This window comes from Streptomyces sp. NPDC101166, assembly GCF_044768125.1.
Taxonomy (GTDB): domain Bacteria; phylum Actinomycetota; class Actinomycetes; order Streptomycetales; family Streptomycetaceae; genus Streptomyces.
The window spans coordinates 278,198-294,962 of the sequence record NZ_JBIWPF010000006.1 but is presented as its reverse complement, the minus strand read 5'-3'; the positions used below and the strand labels follow the sequence as shown (position 1 = coordinate 294,962).

The 16,765-nt window shown below is 72.1% G+C and carries 9 protein-coding genes; 5 read left to right on the top strand and 4 right to left on the bottom strand.

What is annotated here, in order from left to right; genetic code table 11:
* Nucleotides 1–373: 373 nt before the first annotated feature.
* The 5 genes from ACIRS4_RS14035 to ACIRS4_RS14015 all read left to right on the top strand — a co-directional run bounded on the left by ACIRS4_RS14035 (nt 374) and on the right by ACIRS4_RS14015 (nt 7,391).
* Nucleotides 374–2,533 (top strand): RecQ family ATP-dependent DNA helicase, encoded by a 2,160-nt coding sequence (locus ACIRS4_RS14035; RefSeq protein WP_404194586.1) that lies wholly within the window; start codon nt 374–376, stop codon nt 2,531–2,533.
* A gap of 286 nt (nt 2,534–2,819) precedes the next feature.
* Nucleotides 2,820–3,794, top strand: a complete 975-nt coding sequence (locus ACIRS4_RS14030) for a BTAD domain-containing putative transcriptional regulator (protein WP_404194583.1) — start codon at nt 2,820–2,822, stop codon at nt 3,792–3,794.
* 185 nt (nt 3,795–3,979) lie between these two features.
* Nucleotides 3,980–4,399 (top strand): type II toxin-antitoxin system RatA family toxin, encoded by a 420-nt coding sequence (locus ACIRS4_RS14025; RefSeq protein WP_404194580.1) that lies wholly within the window; start codon nt 3,980–3,982, stop codon nt 4,397–4,399.
* Nucleotides 4,400–4,508: 109 nt separating this feature from the next.
* On the top strand, nt 4,509–5,705 hold the full coding sequence (locus tag ACIRS4_RS14020; protein WP_404194578.1) for an aspartate aminotransferase family protein: 1,197 nt from the start codon (nt 4,509–4,511) through the stop codon (nt 5,703–5,705).
* A gap of 486 nt (nt 5,706–6,191) precedes the next feature.
* On the top strand, nt 6,192–7,391 hold the full coding sequence (locus ACIRS4_RS14015; protein ID WP_404194576.1) for a thioester reductase domain-containing protein: 1,200 nt from the start codon (nt 6,192–6,194) through the stop codon (nt 7,389–7,391).
* 64 nt (nt 7,392–7,455) lie between these two features.
* On the opposite strand, the gene ACIRS4_RS14010 is transcribed toward ACIRS4_RS14015, so the two are convergent.
* From ACIRS4_RS14010 to ACIRS4_RS13995, 4 genes are all read right to left on the bottom strand, one after another.
* Nucleotides 7,456–10,170 carry a LuxR C-terminal-related transcriptional regulator gene (locus ACIRS4_RS14010; RefSeq protein ID WP_404194741.1) on the bottom strand — a complete coding sequence of 905 codons (2,715 nt, stop codon included), beginning with the start codon at nt 10,168–10,170 and terminating at the stop codon, nt 7,456–7,458.
* 407 nt (nt 10,171–10,577) lie between these two features.
* On the bottom strand, nt 10,578–12,314 hold the full coding sequence (locus ACIRS4_RS14005) for an ABC transporter ATP-binding protein (protein ID WP_404194573.1): 1,737 nt from the start codon (nt 12,312–12,314) through the stop codon (nt 10,578–10,580).
* A complete protein-coding gene (locus ACIRS4_RS14000) occupies nt 12,314–14,188 on the bottom strand; it encodes an ABC transporter ATP-binding protein (RefSeq protein ID WP_404194570.1) in 1,875 nt (624 codons plus the stop codon). The genes ACIRS4_RS14005 and ACIRS4_RS14000 overlap by 1 nt, the downstream gene beginning before the upstream one ends.
* A 182-nt stretch (nt 14,189–14,370) precedes the next feature.
* On the bottom strand, nt 14,371–16,500 hold the full coding sequence (locus ACIRS4_RS13995; protein WP_404194568.1) for an MMPL family transporter: 2,130 nt from the start codon (nt 16,498–16,500) through the stop codon (nt 14,371–14,373).
* Between the last annotated feature and the right edge of the window lie 265 nt (nt 16,501–16,765).

Here is a 16,765-nt window from a genome sequence, read left to right as displayed (position 1 = left end):
CCTTCGGCTACGGCCCACACAGGGGGCGGGTCGGATTCGGGGGGAGCGCACACCGCAGCAAGGCCCTGCCGGACCACGGACGAACCGTGCGGGGAGCGGAACTCAATTCTTCCTGTCGAACTTGGATGCGGCAACGAGCAATTGGGGCCACCGACCGTTATGTGGCGGTGCGAGTCATATATCCCTACCCAATGAGGTGCGCCGTGACGCGTGTGCCCGCCGTACACGCTCTGTTAACCCCTTGTGGGAGGCGAGTTTCCCCCGGTCGAGCCGCTGAAGGCGGTGCGGGGGAGTCGCCAGAGCGCCCGGCCGGTTGCGCACGGTAACCGGGGTGAAGTGGCCGATTGTCCGTGGCGTCGGGTTGCATGGGGGCATGGACGTTACGGAGCTGCGCGCCGAAGCCGATGCCATCCTCGCCGAGCTCGTCGGAGCCGCCCCAGGGGCGGCGCGGTTGCGCGAGGACCAGTGGCAGGCGGTGGACGCTCTGGTGCGGGAGCGGCGGCGCGCCCTGGTGGTGCAGCGCACCGGCTGGGGCAAGTCCGCGGTGTACTTCGTCGCCACAGCGCTGCTGCGCCGACGCGGTGGCGGACCGACGGTGATCGTCTCGCCGCTGCTGGCGTTGATGCGCAACCAGGTCGAGTCGGCGGCCCGCGCCGGCATCCGGGCGCGGACGATCAACTCGGCCAATCCGGAGGAGTGGGACGCCATCCAGGAGGAGGTCGAGCGGGGCGAGACCGACGTGCTCCTGGTGAGTCCGGAGCGGCTGAACTCCGTGGACTTCCGCGATCACATGCTGCCCAAGCTCGCGGCGACGACCGGTCTTCTGGTGGTCGACGAGGCGCACTGCATCTCCGACTGGGGGCACGACTTCCGCCCGGACTACCGCCGGCTGCGCGCGATGCTCGCCGAGCTGGCCCCCGGGGTGCCGGTGCTGGCGACGACGGCGACGGCCAACGCGCGGGTCACGGCGGACGTGGCCGAGCAGTTGGGCACCGGCGCCGGCGAGGCCCTGGTGCTGCGCGGCCCGCTGGAGCGCGAGAGCCTGCGGCTCGGGGTGGTGCGCCTGCCGGACGCGGCGCATCGGCTGGCCTGGCTCGCCGAGCACCTGGACGAGCTGCCGGGCTCGGGAATCGTCTACGCGCTGACGGTGGCGGCGGCCGAGGAGGCCACCGCGTTCCTGCGGCAGCGCGGCTTCCGGGTGGCGTCGTACACGGGGCGCACGGAGAACGCGGACCGGCTGCAGGCGGAGGCGGACCTGCTGGGAAACCGCGTCAAGGCGCTGGTGGCGACATCGGCGCTCGGCATGGGCTTCGACAAGCCGGACCTGGGCTTCGTGGTGCACCTCGGCTCGCCGTCCTCGCCGATCGCCTACTACCAGCAGGTGGGGCGCGCGGGGCGCGGTGTGGCCCACGCGGACGTGCTGCTGCTGCCGGGCAAGGAGGACGAGGCCATCTGGCGCTACTTCGCCGACACGGCCTTTCCGCCCGAGGCGCAGGTCCGTCAGACCCTCTCGGCCCTCGCCGACGCGGGCCGGCCCCTGTCCGTGCCGGCCCTGGAGGCCCTGGTCGACCTGCGGCGCACCCGTCTGGAGACCATGCTGAAGGTCCTCGACGTGGACGGCGCGGTCAAGCGGGTCAAGGGCGGGTGGATCTCCACCGGGGAACCGTGGGTCTACGACGAGGAGCGCTACGCCTGGGTCGCCGAACAGCGGGCGGCCGAGCGGCAGGCCATGCGGGACTACGTGAGCACGACCGGGTGCCGCATGGAGTTCCTGCGCCGGCAGTTGGACGACGAGGGCGCAGCCCCGTGCGGGCGGTGCGACAGCTGCGCGGGCCCCTGGGCCGATGCCGCCGTTTCCGCCGACGCGCTCACGGGGGCGGTGAAGGAGCTCGACCGGCCGGGAGTGGAGGTCGAGCCGCGCCGGATGTGGCCCACGGGCATGCCCGCCCTGGGCGTCGATCTCAAGGGGCGCATCCCGGCGGGTGAACAGTGTTCCACCGGGCGAGCCCTGGGCCGGCTCTCCGACATCGGCTGGGGCAACCGGCTGCGCCCGCTGCTGGCGGACAACGCGCCGGACGGACCGGTCCCCGACGACGTCCTGCGGGCCGCCGTGGCGGTCCTGGCCGACTGGGCGCGCTCCCCGGGGGGATGGGCGTCGCAGGCTCCGGACGCCTCCGCCCGGCCGGTCGGCGTCGTCGCCGTGCCGTCGTCGGCCCGCCCGCAGCTCGTCGGCTCCCTCGCCGAGGGCATCGCGAGGGTCGGCCGCCTGCCCTTCCTGGGCGCCCTGAGCCACGTCGGACCGGACGGCACGCACGCGGCGCGGCGCAGCAACTCCGCCCAGCGCCTGCGGGCGCTGACGGACGCCTTCACCGTCCCCGAGGAACTGTCCCGTGCGCTGGCCCTCGCCCCCGGACCCGTGCTGCTCGTCGACGACTGCACGGACTCGGGCTGGACCCTCGCCGTCGCCGCCCGCCTGCTGCGCCGGGCGGGCAGCGGACCGGTGCTGCCCCTGGTCCTCGCCGCCGCCGGCTGAGCTGCCGCCGGGCAACTGCGGGGCGGCCCCGGACCGCCCCGGCACGGACAGGGCGCGTCGCCGGGGCGGGCGACCACGGCGGTCATGAGTGGGCCTGAGTAACGGACACTCAGCTTCCGCCGGTTCGCCGCCCAGAGGGCCGTCGCGGGGGCCGGGCGGTGTGACCGACGCCACTGGCGTCGACGGAGGTTTGGAGTACCTGAGTACTCATGTGGCCGGGCATCCGTCCGTGATCACCTCGATACGCCGTGCGGTTCGTGGCCGCGACGACGTGTGGAGGTTTCTGATGCAGTTCCGGGTACTGGGACCCCCTGGGATCCACGACGACGTCAAGCAGCGGAGCGTCCAGCTGACGAGTCCCAAGCAGCGGGTGCTGCTCGGCGCGTTGCTGGTGCGTACGGGGGCACCGGTGCCGACCGACGAACTCATCTTCGAGCTGTGGGGCAACAACGCGCCCGACAAGGCGGGGAACGCGCTGCAGGCCCACGTCTCGCGGTTGCGCCAGCAGCTGATCGAGGCGGAGCCGGCACGTGCGAGCTGTCCGCGGCTGGTGGCGCGTGGCCAGGGCTATCTGCTGCAGGCTCGTCCCGAGGAGCTGGACAGCGTGCAGTTCCGGCTTCAGGTCGCCCGCGCGCAAAGGCAGTTGGGGTCCGATCCGCGCACCGCGTCCGTTCTGCTGCGCCGGGCGCTGGACCTGTGGCGGGGCCGTGCGCTGGAGGGGGCCGCGCACGGCCGGTTGTGCGCGGCGCCCGCGGCCCGGCTGGAGGAGGAGCGGCTGCTGGCGACCGAAGACCTGTGCGAGGCCTCGCTGAGCCTGGGGCAGCACCGGCAAGCCGTCGACGAACTGCAGGAGTTGGTGGCCGCCCATCCGTTCCGCAAGAGGTTCCGCGATCAGCTCGTGCTCGCGTTGCAGCGCTGCGGGCGGCACAGCGAGGCGCAGGCGGTGAACGACCTGGCGCGCCGCCGGCGGACCGTGGAGGGAGGCGGCGGCGCCCCCGCCGGTCGGCCCGGCAACGTACGCCTGCTCAACGACGCGGCGCACGGGCGGGCGGCCGGGCACCCTGAAGCGGAGCGTCCGGTCACCGAGCGCACCGTCGGCGACGGTGCGCTCGGCGAGCGCGCGCCCGGTCACGAACTGCTGCGCCTGCGTCGGCGGGTGGAGGAGCTGACCTCGCAGCAGGACGAACTCCGCTCGGAAGTACATCGGTTGATGGCTCTCGTGGAGGCGCGTGCCCTGAGCCGGAGCAGGGATTCCGCCTGACCTGAGGACGCCGGGGACCCAAATGTCCGTCAGGCTGTCAATTCCGTGTCAGGTGTGGGCGCCGGGCGGGCCCCGGCCCACTTTTCCGATCCTAAACTGCGGTGCGCCGCAAAGCGGTTGTCCGCGTTTCGCATGTGCGCCGCATCCCTACCCGTATCCAGTGTTTTTTCGAGAGGAAGATTTCCATGGCCGTACTGCACACCACGCGCAGGGGCGCCGGAACACCGGAACAGGTGTGGAAGGTGTTGCGGGACATCGAGGCGTTCCCCGGTTTCATGGAGGGCGTCAACGAGGTGACGGTCACCGGCGAGGACGGGGACCGCCGCTCCAGCAGCTGGATCGTCGAGCTCAAGGGCTCCGAGATGGAGTGGGACCAGGAGGACGTCCTCGACCCGATGCGGCGGCGCTGGGAGTTCCGTCAGACCGAGGGCGACCTCGCCCATTACGAGGGCTACTGGCAGATCCACGAGGACGAGGCGGGGACGGCCCTGGAACTCAACGTGGAATTCGACATCGGTCTGCCCATGGTGGAGGAGATGATCCACCCCGCGGTGGCGAAGGCCCTCGAGGGCTACCAGCAGGAAATCATCGACCAGAGCGCGTGAGAGGGGGCGGAGGAACATGAGTGAGCAGCAAACGGCGGACGCCGTGCGAAGTGCCGCGCGAAACACCACGCAAGACGCCGCGCGTAGCGCCAGGGAGACCTTCCGGCGCGTGAAGCGTCACTTCTCGCCCGCGCTCGCCGTCGCCGGGAAGTTCACCGGACAGGGCGCCGTCGAGGCGGCCGCTGAGGGCAGCCGGGTGACCCTGTCGGACGGCCGGACCATGCTGGACTTCGGCAGTTACGCGGTCGCCCTCCTCGGGCATCGCCACCCCGAGGTCCTGGCCGCGGCCCGTGCCCAGCTGGACGTGATGCCCACCTCGACGAGGACCGTGCAGAGCCCGGTGCCGCCGCTGGCCGCCGAGGCCCTCGCCGGGTACCTCGGGGGTGGGCTGGACCGGGTGTTCTTCGGCTGCGGCGGGGCGGACGCCGTGGAGGTGTCCGTCAAGCTCGCCCGGATGGCCACGGGCCGCACGACGGTGATCGCCGTCCGGGGCGCCTTCCACGGCAAGACCCTCGGCGCACTCGCGCTGACCGACAACCCCCGCTTCAAGAAGGGCGTCGAGCCGCTCCTCCAAGGGGTCGTGCACGTCGCGCCGGACGATCCGGAGGCGGTGGCGAAGGTCGTCCGGGAGCAGGACGTGGCGGCCGTGGTCTTCGAGCCGGTGCAGGCCGAGAACGGCGTGCGGCTGCTGGACGAGAGCGTGCTCGCGCGGTGGTGCGAGGACGCCCACGCGCACGGCGCGCTGGTCATCGCCGACGAGATCCAGGTCGGCCTGCGCCGCTGCGGCCCCCGCTCGGTCGCGCTGGCCGCGGGGCTGCCGGTGGACGGCGTACTGCTCGGCAAGCCGCTCGGCGGAGGGATCGTGCCCGTCTCGGCGGCGGTCTGCAACGACCGGCTCTACGCGCCGCTGCTGTCCGACCCGCTGCTGCACACCGCCACCTTCAGCGGCCATCCGCTGGGCACCGCGGTGGTCCCGGCGGCCCTCGACGCCATCGAGCGGCAGGCGGACAACGGGGCCAGGATCGCTGTGGCGATGGAGCGCGGTCTGGCCGACCTGCGCGGCCGCTACCCGGACGCGCTCGTCGAGGTGCGGGGCCGTGGGCTGCTGTGGGGCATGGACTACCGCTCGCCGGAGATGGCGGGCGACGTCCTGACCGGGCTGGCGCAGGCCGGTCTCGTCGTCTCTCCGTGCATCAGCCGGCCCACCACGATCCGCCTGCTACCGCCGATCGTCGCCACCGGCCAGGACGTCGAGGAAGCGCTCTCGCTGCTCGGCGAGACGACAGCGAAGGCCGCCACGGCCTGAGCCGTCGGCGGGGCCCGGGGCCGGGGTCTGCGGCCGGAACCGGCGTCCGGCCCGCGGGGCCCGCGGGGCCCGCGGAGGTCTGCCGCGCCCTGCGGCAGGGGCCGGCGACGGCGATCCGCCGTCGCGACCGGGGGGACCCGGACCGGCTGCCGAGATCCGTCCCGGACCGCGCGCCCCAACTGCGCCGCCGGAACCGTCACCCGAACTGCCACCGATACCTGCCGCCGAGGCCGGCGGCCTTGGCCTGGCCCCAGGCACCGTAGTCCGGGGCCGCCACCCGGACACACCGCCGAAAGCCACCGCAAGAACTGCTGCCCGAAGTCGCGGGGCGCGGCCGGTGCCCGAGGCCGGGTTCCGCGGTCGAGAACCGTCACCCGGCTCCGCCGTCGAGCCTTCTGCCGTCAAGCCCCGCCCGTCGAGACCTGCCGTCCAGCCCGCGGCCCCGCCGTGAGCGGGAACCCCATCAGGAAGGAACCCACACACGCCATGACTTCGACGACGCTCAAAGGAGTCGCCGAGGAGTTCGCCGCCGACATCGTGCTGGCCGAGGACATCACCGGTTTCGAGGCACCGCAACCGCACGAGGTGTCCGAGGTGCTGCTCACCGGCGCGACCGGTTTCCTCGGGGCATTCCTGCTGCGGGACCTGCTGGCGCACGGCCTCGTCGTGCACTGCCTGGTGCGCGGCCCGGACCCGGCCACGGGCCTCGCGCGGCTGAAGGAGAACCTGCGCGGGTACGAGCTGCTGGACGGCCTGGACCTGAGTCGGGTCCGGGTGCACAACGGGGACGTGGCCAAGCCCCGCCTCGGCATGGCCGACACCGTGTACGCGGAGCTGGCCGGCCGCGTCGACGCGGTGTACCACTCAGCCGCCAAGGTCAACTTCCTCACCGTCTACAAGTGGCTGCGCCGGGCCGTCGTCGACGCGACCCACGAGATACTGCGGTTCGCCGGCACGGCCCGCGCCACGCTCCACCACGTGTCCACCACAGGCGTGTTCCTGCCCGCCGAGGACGGCGTGCCACGCGGCGAGCTCGACCCGACCGGGCCGCCGGAGGACCTGGCGCTCGGCTACACCAAGAGCAAGTGGGTGGCCGAGCAGCTGGTACTGGAGGCCCGGCGCCGTGGCGTGCCGGTGACGATCCACCGACCCGGGCAGGTCTGGGGTGACTCGCGCACCGGCGCCTGCCAGCCGAACGATTTCGTGTGGCGGTTCATGAAGGGCTCCATCCAGGCCGGCTGCTACCCGCGCAGGTTCCGGCTGCGGATGAACATGGTCCCGATCGACTACGTCAGCCGGGCCGTCGTCGCTCTCTCCCGGGACCCGCAGGCGCTCGGCGGGGTCTACCACCAGGTGAGCCCCGGTTCGCTGGACGCGGAGGACCTGCTGCGGCTGTTGCGGGGCGCCGGGTACGAGCTGACCGAGCTGAGCACCCTGCGGTGGATGAAGGCCGTCTCGGCGGACGTCAACAACTCCATGGTGCCGTTGATGCGGGTCCTGGTGGACACGGAGAAGACCGAACTGGCGGAGTTCTCCGACGAGATCACCCGGGAGCGGCTGAAGGGCGCCGGCGTGAGCTGCCCGGCCATCGACGACGAGGTGTTCGCCGCCTACGTGGACTACTTCGTGCGCCGGGGAGTGCTGCCGGCCCCGGACCAGGCCCCGCCGCCCGCCCCCGGGCGGTGAGCGGCGACGGGTGAGGGCGGTGCCCCGCGAGGAACTCCCTCGCGGGGCACCGCCCTCGGACGCGTCAGGCGACCCGTTCCGCTCCCGCCGCCATCAGCTGCAGCGGCGCCGTCAGGGGCGTGCCTTCCGTCCGCCCCTCCGCGCGGGCGATCACCGTCTCCAGGCCGCGTTCCAGATCGCTGCGGGCCGTGATGCCGAGCTTGTGGTAGATCCGGTGCAGATGGTTCTCGACCGTGCGCACCGAGACCACCAGCCGGTCGGCGATGTCCCGGTTGGACAGTCCGATGGCGGCGAGCGCGGCGACCTCCCGCTCGCGTGGCGTGAGCGGCGCGACGTCCCGCTCCTGGTTGCTCTCCCGGTCCAGCCACGGCGGCAGCCCGGCGTCGCATCCGCGCAGCAGGTCCCGGCAGGAGGCCCATGCCTCCCGGCCCTTACGGCGCTGGCCCGAGGCCCGCAGGGCCCGGACCGCCTGGGCGGCGGCCTCCGCCGCGAGCGGCAGCGCGCCCATCTCGCGGAACTGCGCGGACACCGCCATCAGCGCGTTGCCGTCGGCGTCGGCGAGCGCCCGGATGTGGTCGGCGACCACGCGTACGATGCCGCCGGTGGTGCGGGCCGACAGCAGCAGGGCCTGGTCGCGGAACCGGAACGCGGCGCCGTCCGTGATGCGCGCCGCGAGGTGCAGCGCGAACACCGCCCGGACCGTACGGCCCGCGCCGGCGGCCCGCTCGGCGACCTCCAGGGCCTGTGCGACGGCGCCGGAGTGGTCGCCGGTGTGGGCGAGGACGAGTGCGCTCTCGTACTCGATCTCGTCCTCCGCGATGGGGGAGGAGAGGATCTCGCTGCGCACCGAGCGGACCTCGACCAGGGTGCGCAGCGCCTCCGCCTGGCGGCCCGATTCGGCGAGTGCGCCCGCCAGTTGGGCCAGTGGCCAGGCCTTGGTCGCGGGGAACTCGTGGACGGTCTCCACGGCGATCGACTGCCGCAGCAGGACGACCGCGTGCTCGGGCTGCCCCAGCAGTCGCAGCAGCCGGGCGCGGTCGAGGACGCTCTGCATGAGCACCGGCCGGCGGTCTGCGGCGTCGCGGTGGATGGCGTCGAGCGCCTCGGCGGCGCCGCGGAGGTTGCCGAGAAGGTAGGAGCAGCGGGCGGAGACGGCGTTGGCGAGGAGCAGGGCGTCGGTGTCCCAGTCCAGGGAGACCTCCCGGTAGCGGTCCAGGACCGCCAACGCACCTGCCGGATCGCCGAGTTCGGTCCGTGCGAACGTCACCGTCGGCAGCAGCGCCTGGGTGACGGGCACTTCCGCCGACTCGTCGTGCAGCACCGAGTCCCCGATGGCGACCGCGTCGTGCAGGCGGTCCGACAGTACGGCGATCATGGCCCGGGTGGCGTGCAGCATCCCGGCCCGTTCGGCGCCGACCGCGGTGATGGCGTCGGCCAGCACGGCTCCGGCGTCGCCGACGCGCCGCAGGCTCCAGGCCAGGTTCATCACCCGGGTGTGCGCGGCGACGACGTACTCGTGAAGCGGTACCTCGACGCCCGACTCCAGCGCCGTGGCCAGGACCGTCTCGGCGTCCTCGTGATGGCCCTTGCCGACGAGGACCTGCCCGAGCAGCAGGGCCGCCCGGACGCAGTCCACGGCGTTCTCCGGGTCGCGCGCAACGCGCGTCACCACGCGACGAAGACCCGCCCCGTAGCGGGCCGACTGCGGGACCGGGTCGTACAGCGAGGTCTCCACGTCGGAGGGGGAGTCGCGCAGCGCGAGCAGGCACAGGCGCTCCGCGAGGGGGTGGTCCTTGCGCCGGATCGCGGTGCGGGCCGCGGTGAGCAGTTGTTCGCGCCCGGGCACGAGTCCCGCCTCCATACGCAGGGAGACGATGCGCAGGACGTCGTCCTCGCGGCGGGCGCCGGTGCGCTCGAGGGCGTCGGCGACCTGACGGCGCAGCCGCTGTGCGGTGAGGTCGGACATCCGGGACGCCACGACGACCCGGCTGAGCGGGACGGCGAGTCGTAACCGGACGCGGGCGCGAGTGCGTTCGACGCTGATGATGCCGCGCAGGTCCAGCGACTCGGCCGCCTTGGCGAGACCGAAGGAGGTGACGATCTCCGCCTCCAGCGGCTCGGCGACGGCGAGCATGTGCACCAGTTCGTGCTCGTCGTGGCTGAGGTCGCGCAGGCCGACCCGGATGACGTCCGAGAGCCGCTTGCCGGGACGCTCGGTCAGCCCCAGCCACCGCCAGGTGCCGTTGACGCAGGTCAGGGACTCGTCCTCCAGGGCGTGCTCGACGAGTTCGCGCAGCATCAGGGCGTTGCCGTGGGTGGCGGCCCACAGCCGTTCCAGGGTCGAGGTGTCGATGTGGCCGCCGAGCCGGGCGTGCAGCACGGTGCCCAGCGCCGTGCTGTCGAAGGGAGCCACGTCCATGTGCTCGACGAGCCGCTCGACCCAGAGCTTGTCGATCCCGGCCGGCGCGGAGGCGTCCTGCCGGACGGTGGCGAGGACGCTGATCCGCCCGGCGGCGACCAGGCGGTGCAGTCGGTCGCCGGCGGCGGCGTCGACCAGATGCGCGTCGTCGACGCCCACGAGCGGGCGGTCGGCCGCGCCGCCCCCCGGCCTGCCCGGGTCCAGGGACTCCAGGCACTCGGCGAGCGAGCCGAAGCCGCGCGCCCTGGTCCCGCTGATCCAGCTCGCTCCGCCGACCGAGAGGACCATCCTGCCCTCGTCGGCCGCGCCCTGGAGCGCGGCGGAGAACAGGCGGCTCTTTCCGACGCCCGTGGGACCCACGAGCAACGCGCCGCCGCCTCGGCCGACCGCTGATCTGATGCCGTGCAGTTCGTTTTCACGCGCGGTTATCGGCCAGTGAAATGAACTCTCCGTTGACATCCGTTTCAAACCCCCGCTCGAATATGTCAACACGTACTGATCAATGTCCGAAACCCGTCGGTCGGCAAGGTCGTTCCACTTTCGGTCAAGAATGAGTGTAGGGCGACTTGACGCCAGTGAATCTGGAATGCGACCGACGAGCGGCTGAACTATTGAAGTGCCTGGTGGTGCGGTGAGTCGGAACCGATCTTCACGCCTCGGGCGGCAACTTCGACCGGCAATTCATTGCTGTCGGTCGAGTGGCCGCCCGGCGCTGGCTGAACCATTTCGTTGAATGGCGAAATTGCTGATGCTGGAGTGACGGGCCGTCAGGCGTTCTCCCGGACGAGTCGCCATCCCTCGGCCTTGTTCCGCCCGGACCAGAACGACGCGTATCGGCCGCCCGCGGCGACGAGCCGCTCGTGCGTGCCGCTCTCGACGATCCGGCCCTCGTCGAGGAAGAGAATCTGGTCGGCGGCCGCCACGGTCTGCAGCCGGTGGGCGATGACGAGCAGCGTGCGCCCCGTGGTGAGGGCGCTCAGCGCGTCCTGAACCGCCTGCTCGTTCTCCGGGTCGAGCGAGGCGGTGGCCTCGTCGAGCAGCACGATCGGCGCGTCCTTGAGGATGGCGCGGGCGATGGACACCCGCTGGCGTTCCCCGCCGGAGAGCAGTGCGCCGCCCTCGCCGACCTTTGTGTCCCAGCCGTCGGGCAGCCGGTGCACGATCTCCTCGACCCGGGCGAGTCGTGCGGCCTGACGGACCTCGTCATCGCTCGCCGAAGGACGCCCGACGCGGATGTTGTCCGCGATGGTGCCCTCGAAGAGGTACACGTCCTGGAACACCACCGAGACGCGGGACATCAGCACTTCCGGTTCGATGTCCCGCACATCCACCCCGCCCACGCGCACCACTCCCGTGTCCACGTCCCAGAACCGCGGGATCAGCTTGCCGATCGTGGTCTTGCCGGAACCGGACGGCCCGACGAGCGCGGTCATCGTGCCCTCGGCCAGGGTCAGGTCCACGTCGTGAAGCACCGGCTTGCCGTCGTAGCCGAAGCCGACGCCGCGGAACTCCACGTCGTTGCCGTCGGGGACGTGCGGGTCGTCGGACTGCGGGAGCACGGGCTGCGCCAGCAGGTCGGCGACCCGGTCGAGCGCCGAGCGGGCCGTGCGCAGGGTCGAGCCGAGCACGGCGGTCTCGGTGATCGGCTCGGTGAAGCGCACCGCGAGCACCAGGACCGCCAGCAGCTTGGCCACCCCCAGGCTGCCGTCGAGCGCCAGATAGGTGCCGGTGACCAGGATGACGGTGAACGCCGCCTGGATCACCAGCGCGAAACCGATCAGCCCCGGCACCCCGGTCACCAGGGACCGGCGGGACGCCTCGGTCTGGGTGCGCAGCGCGTCGTCGAGCCGGGAGCCCTCGTGCGCTCCGGAGCGACCGAACACCCTCAGCACCGGCTGGAGCTGGGCGAACTCGACCACCCGGCCGCCGGTCTCGGCGTGCGCGGCGGTGCGGACCTCGTCGGCGGCGCGGGTCAGCCGGGTGCTCCACCGGTAGACGGCGACGATCGCCGGCACGGTGAGCGTGGCCGCGAGCGCGAGCCGCCAGTCGAAGGCGTACATCAGCGCGACCACCGTCACGGGCGTCACATAGCTGGTGACCAGGGGGCGCAGCAGATGCGCCGGCACGCCCATGATGTCCATGACGCTCTTGGTGGCGAGCTGCCCGAGCTGTCCCACCCGCTCCGGGGCGAACCAGCCCAGGGGCAGCGAGGCCACCTGGTCGCCGATGCGGTGGTGCAGACTCCGGGAGAGCGCCGCACCCGCGTCGAACCCGGTGCGCATGCTGTCGTAGTACGCCACGCAGTACAGCAGCGACACCCCGAGCATCGCCCAGATCCAGGGCCACACCTCGTCCGGGTCCGAGCCGAGGAGTGCTTCGAGGACCGGGACCAGCAGGGCGAAGGCGATGCCCTGGAGCACCGCGCCCACGACCAGGCCGGCGACCATCCTGCGCAGCGGACGCGCGTGCTCCGGGCCCACCACGTCGATGAGTTGACGGATCATCAGCTCTTGCCTCCTGTCGCGGTGCTCGCGACGCTCGCGGCGCCGGCGGGGGATGCCGTCGTGACGCCGGATGCGGTCGTGACGTCCGGTGGGACGGGGGCGCCAGGCCCGGGTGAAGGCTGGGGCGCCGGCCCGTGCGGCTGCCACCGGGCCGTACGCTCGTGGGCCTGCCACATCCGGGCGTACCGGCCGCCCGCGGCGAGCAGTTCCCCGTGCCGGCCCCGCTCGACGATCCGGCCGTCCTCCAGCACCGCGATCTGGTCGGCGCCGACGACGCTGGACAGGCGGTGCGCGATCACCAGCACGATCTTGCCCCGGGTCAGCTCGGACAGGGCGTCCTGCACCGCGGCCTCGGAGTGCGGGTCCGCGTGGGCGGCGGCCTCGTCGAGGACGATCACCGGCGTGTCCGCGAGCAGCGCGCGGGCGATCGAGACGCGCTGCGCCTGACCGCCGGACAGTCGCGCGTCCTGCCCGACCACCGAGTCGTAACCGCGCGGCAGCGCCTCGATCACGTCGTCGACGCAGGCCGCCCGTGCCGCGGCGCGCACCGCGTCGAGCGACGCGTCGGGCCGGGCCATGCGGATGTTGTTCGCGACGGTGTCGCGGGTCAGCCGCACGTCCTGGAAGACGAACGCGACCCGGCGGTACAGGTCTTCGAGCGGCATGTCCCTGATGTCGACGCCGCCGATGCGGATCGCGCCGTCCGCCACGTCCCCGAACCGGGGCAGCAGCGTGGCCAGGGTGCTCTTGCCCGAGCCGGACGGGCCGACCAGCGCGGTGACCGTGCCCGGCTCCAGCTCCAGGTCGACGCCGGCGACGGCGTCCTGTTTGCCGTCGTAGCTGAAGCGCACGCCCTGGTAGCTCACGTGGTTGTCGACCGGGACGCGCGGATCCGCGGGCACCGGGAGCTCCTCGGTGGCGAGCAGCCCGGTGACCCGCTCGGCGGCGCCCTTGGCGATGCGCAGGTCGTAACTCGCGTAGAACAGCGAGAGGATCGGCGCGGTCAGCCCGACGCCGAGGAGGGCGAACGGCAGCACGTCCACGGCGTCGAGCCAGCCCCGGGTGACGAACAGCGCGCCGCCGACGAGCGTGGCCACGAGCCCCGCGATCGGCGACAGCACCATCTCGGCGGCGGCCTTGGAGCCGTGCGTCGAGCGCACCCAGGAGCGGAAGAACGTGGAGAAGTCGTCGGCCGCCTCGGCGAACTCGCGGTGCGCGCGCCGGGTCTGGCCGAAGGTCTTGACGACCGCGATGCCCTGCACGAACTCCACGGCGCTGCCGTTGATGCGGCCCATCGCCCGGTCGTACTCGGGCAGGTGCTTGGACATCTGGGCCATGGTGGCGCTGTACAGCGACATGCCGACGATCAGCGGCGCGAGCGTCACCAGCGTCATCCGCCAGTCCACCCAGAAGAGGTAGGCGAGCGAGGTGACCGGGACGACGGTCGCGGCGGTCATGTCGAGCAGGGAGTGTGCGATCAGATGGTGCATCGCCTCCACGTCGTCCTGGACGGCCTTCTTCACCTGGCCGGAGTTGCGGGACGAGAACCAGCCCAGCGGCACCCGGCCGAGACGGTCGACCAGCCCGCGCCGGATGTGCAGCTGGAGCTCGTTGTCGGCGAAGTGGGAGACGGCGCCCGACGCCAGCAGGAAGACCAGACGCACCAGCAGGGCGCCCGCGCCGATCGCGGTGACGGTCCAGGCGTCGCTGTCGCGGTCGGGCCCGTCGTCGAGCAGTATCCGGCCGAGTTCGGCGATGGCGATGAAGGGCACGACGCCGGCGGCGGCCGAGACGGCCTGCGCCGCGACCGCCCACCGCAGCCTGCCCTTGATCGGGCGGAGAATCGCGCCAAGTGCGGCCTTTTCCGCGGCCATCGGGTCCTCCAGGTCCTTGGCTTGGACAGCTGTTAGACGGTGTCTAACAGTGGTGACGACTGTAGCGGAAGCCCGACACGGCGCGTCAAGCACCGGCGGGCGGGACAAAGGTCGGACGCGGATGTGAAGCGGGGCCGAAGTGCCGCGGGGGATACGGCACTTCGGCCCCCGGGGGGAGGCGTTCAGCCCGCGACGGTGACGGGTCGAGGCGCTTCGGGCGCCGCGTCCGTCTCCTTGATGCCGTACCGGGAGTAGAACCGGGCCAGCGGGCCCGGGGCCCACCAGCCCGCCCTGCCCATGAGCTTCATGACGGCCGGCACCAGCAGGATGCGGACCACGGCCACGTCCAGCAGGATCGCGAACACCATGCCGACGCCGAACAGCTTCATGGTCAGCACGCCGCTGGTCGCCATCGCCGCGAGCGGCACGATCATCAGCAGTGCGGCGCTCGCGATCAGCCGCCCGATGCTCTGCAGGCCGGTGGCCACGGCGGCCGTGGGGTCGCCCAGGATGTCGTACTGCTCGCGGATCCGGGACACCAGGAACACCTCGTAGTCCATGGAGAGCCCGAAGATCAGCGCGAACAGCATGATCGGCATGTTGGGCTCGATGTTGCCCGTCGGGGTGAAGCCCAGCAGGTCCTCGAGATGCCCGTCCTGGAAGATCCACACCAGTACGCCGAAGGTCGCCGACAGCGACAGCAGGTTCATCGCGATCGCCTTCAGCGGCAGCAGCACCGAACCGAACGACAGGAACAGCAGCAGGTATGTCGCCACCGCGATGTAGAGCAGCATCCACGGCAGGGTCCTGCCGAGCGCGTCCAGCGTGTCGTCGAACACCGCGGTCTCACCGCCGAAGTACACCTTCGCGCCCGGTGGCGGGGTGACGCCCTTGAGACGGTTCACCAGGTCGCGGGCCTCCGGGGAGACCGCGGTGCCCTCGAACGTCACCGACACCCGGGCTGTCGTGCCCGTGGCCCCGGTGATCTCCGCGCCCTTCGCGCCCTCCGTGGCGCCCAGACGCCCGGCGTAGGCCTGGACCGCGGCGCCCTGCTGCGGGGAGGCCGCGTCACCCTTGAGCGTGAGCAGCGCGTCGATCGACTTGACGGCGTCGCCGTCGAAGTCGCGCTCCATCGTGTTGTGCACCTTGCGCCCCTCGGCGCTGTCGGGCAGCTGGCGCGCGTCGTTTGCGCCGAACTCGATCCGCAGGGCCGGCAGCGCGAGCGCCACGAGGACGACCAGCGTGCCCAGGCCCACCGCGGCCGGACGGCGCATCAGGCCGTGCGCCAGCCGGTACCAGGCGCCCTGGCCACCCGCCCCGGCGGTCCGTCCGGCCGGCGCGGCGGGCTTCCTCCGGCGCAGCGACAGGGCGTTGACCTTGGGGCCGAGCACCGCGAGCGCGGCGGGCAGTGCGATCAGCGAGAAGAACACCGACAGGACGACTGCGGCGACACCGCCGTACGCCATGGACTTCAGGAAGCCGAACGGGAAGAAGGTCATGCCGGCCAGCGCCACCGCGACCGTGATGCCGGAGATGACCACGGTGCGCCCGGCGGTGGCCACGGTGCGCGCGAGGGCTTCCTCGCCGGTGTGGCCGCGCTCCAGCTCCTCGCGGTAGCGGCTCACGATCAGCAGGCCGTAGTCGATGGCCACGGCGAGGCCGAGCACCGTCACCAGACTCATGGCGAACACCGAGACATCGGTGACCTGAGCGATCACCCGCAGCACGGCCATGGAGCCGATGATGGACAGACCGCCGACGACGAGCGGCAGACTGGCCGCGGCCAGGCCGCCGAAGACGACCACCAGCAGCACGAACAGCACCGGGAACGACAGTCCCTCGGCCATGCCGAGATCCTTGCCGATCTCGTCGCCGGCCTGGTGCCCGGTGGGGACCGGTCCGCCGCGCAGGGTCGTCAGGCCCGGGACGTCGAGCTTGTCCTTGACCGCCTTGTACGCCTCCTCCTTGCCGTTGTCGTCGCTGCCCGCGAGGTTCATCGCCACGTAGGTGGCGTGCCGGTCCCGGCTCACCTGCTGCGGCATGTTCGTCATCCAGAAGTGCGCGAAGCCGGTGACCTCGGACTTCGGCAGCGCCTCGAGGCTCTTGACGACAGCGGCCTTGAACGACGGGTCGTCGACCGTGCGCGTGTCGTCGCGGTAGACGACCACGGCGTCGGGCGCCCGCTGCGGGAAGGCCTGTTCGGCCAGCCGCGCCGCCGTGCGGCTCTCCGAGCCCGGGTCCTCGAACCCGCCCGGCTTCATGTCGCCGAAGACGCCCACGCCGTAGGCGCCGGCCAGGACGGCGAACAGCAACGTCAGAGCTAACAGAGGCTTCCGCCCCCGGTGAATGAAACGCCCCAACCCCTCAAACATGGGTCTCCCTAGATCGTTCACGAGCGTGCCGCAGACGGCGGCCCGGATCTGGCGCCGGCGGCAAACGTAACACCGTTTTTATCGCGCCCTCCAGCCCTGTTGGACAGTGTCTAACCCGACGATCTTCAAAACAGCGCCTGTGACCTGCGCAGATCGTCCGAAAAAAATTGCTGACGTCGAGCGCGGCAGCGGAGCGGCAAAGCTG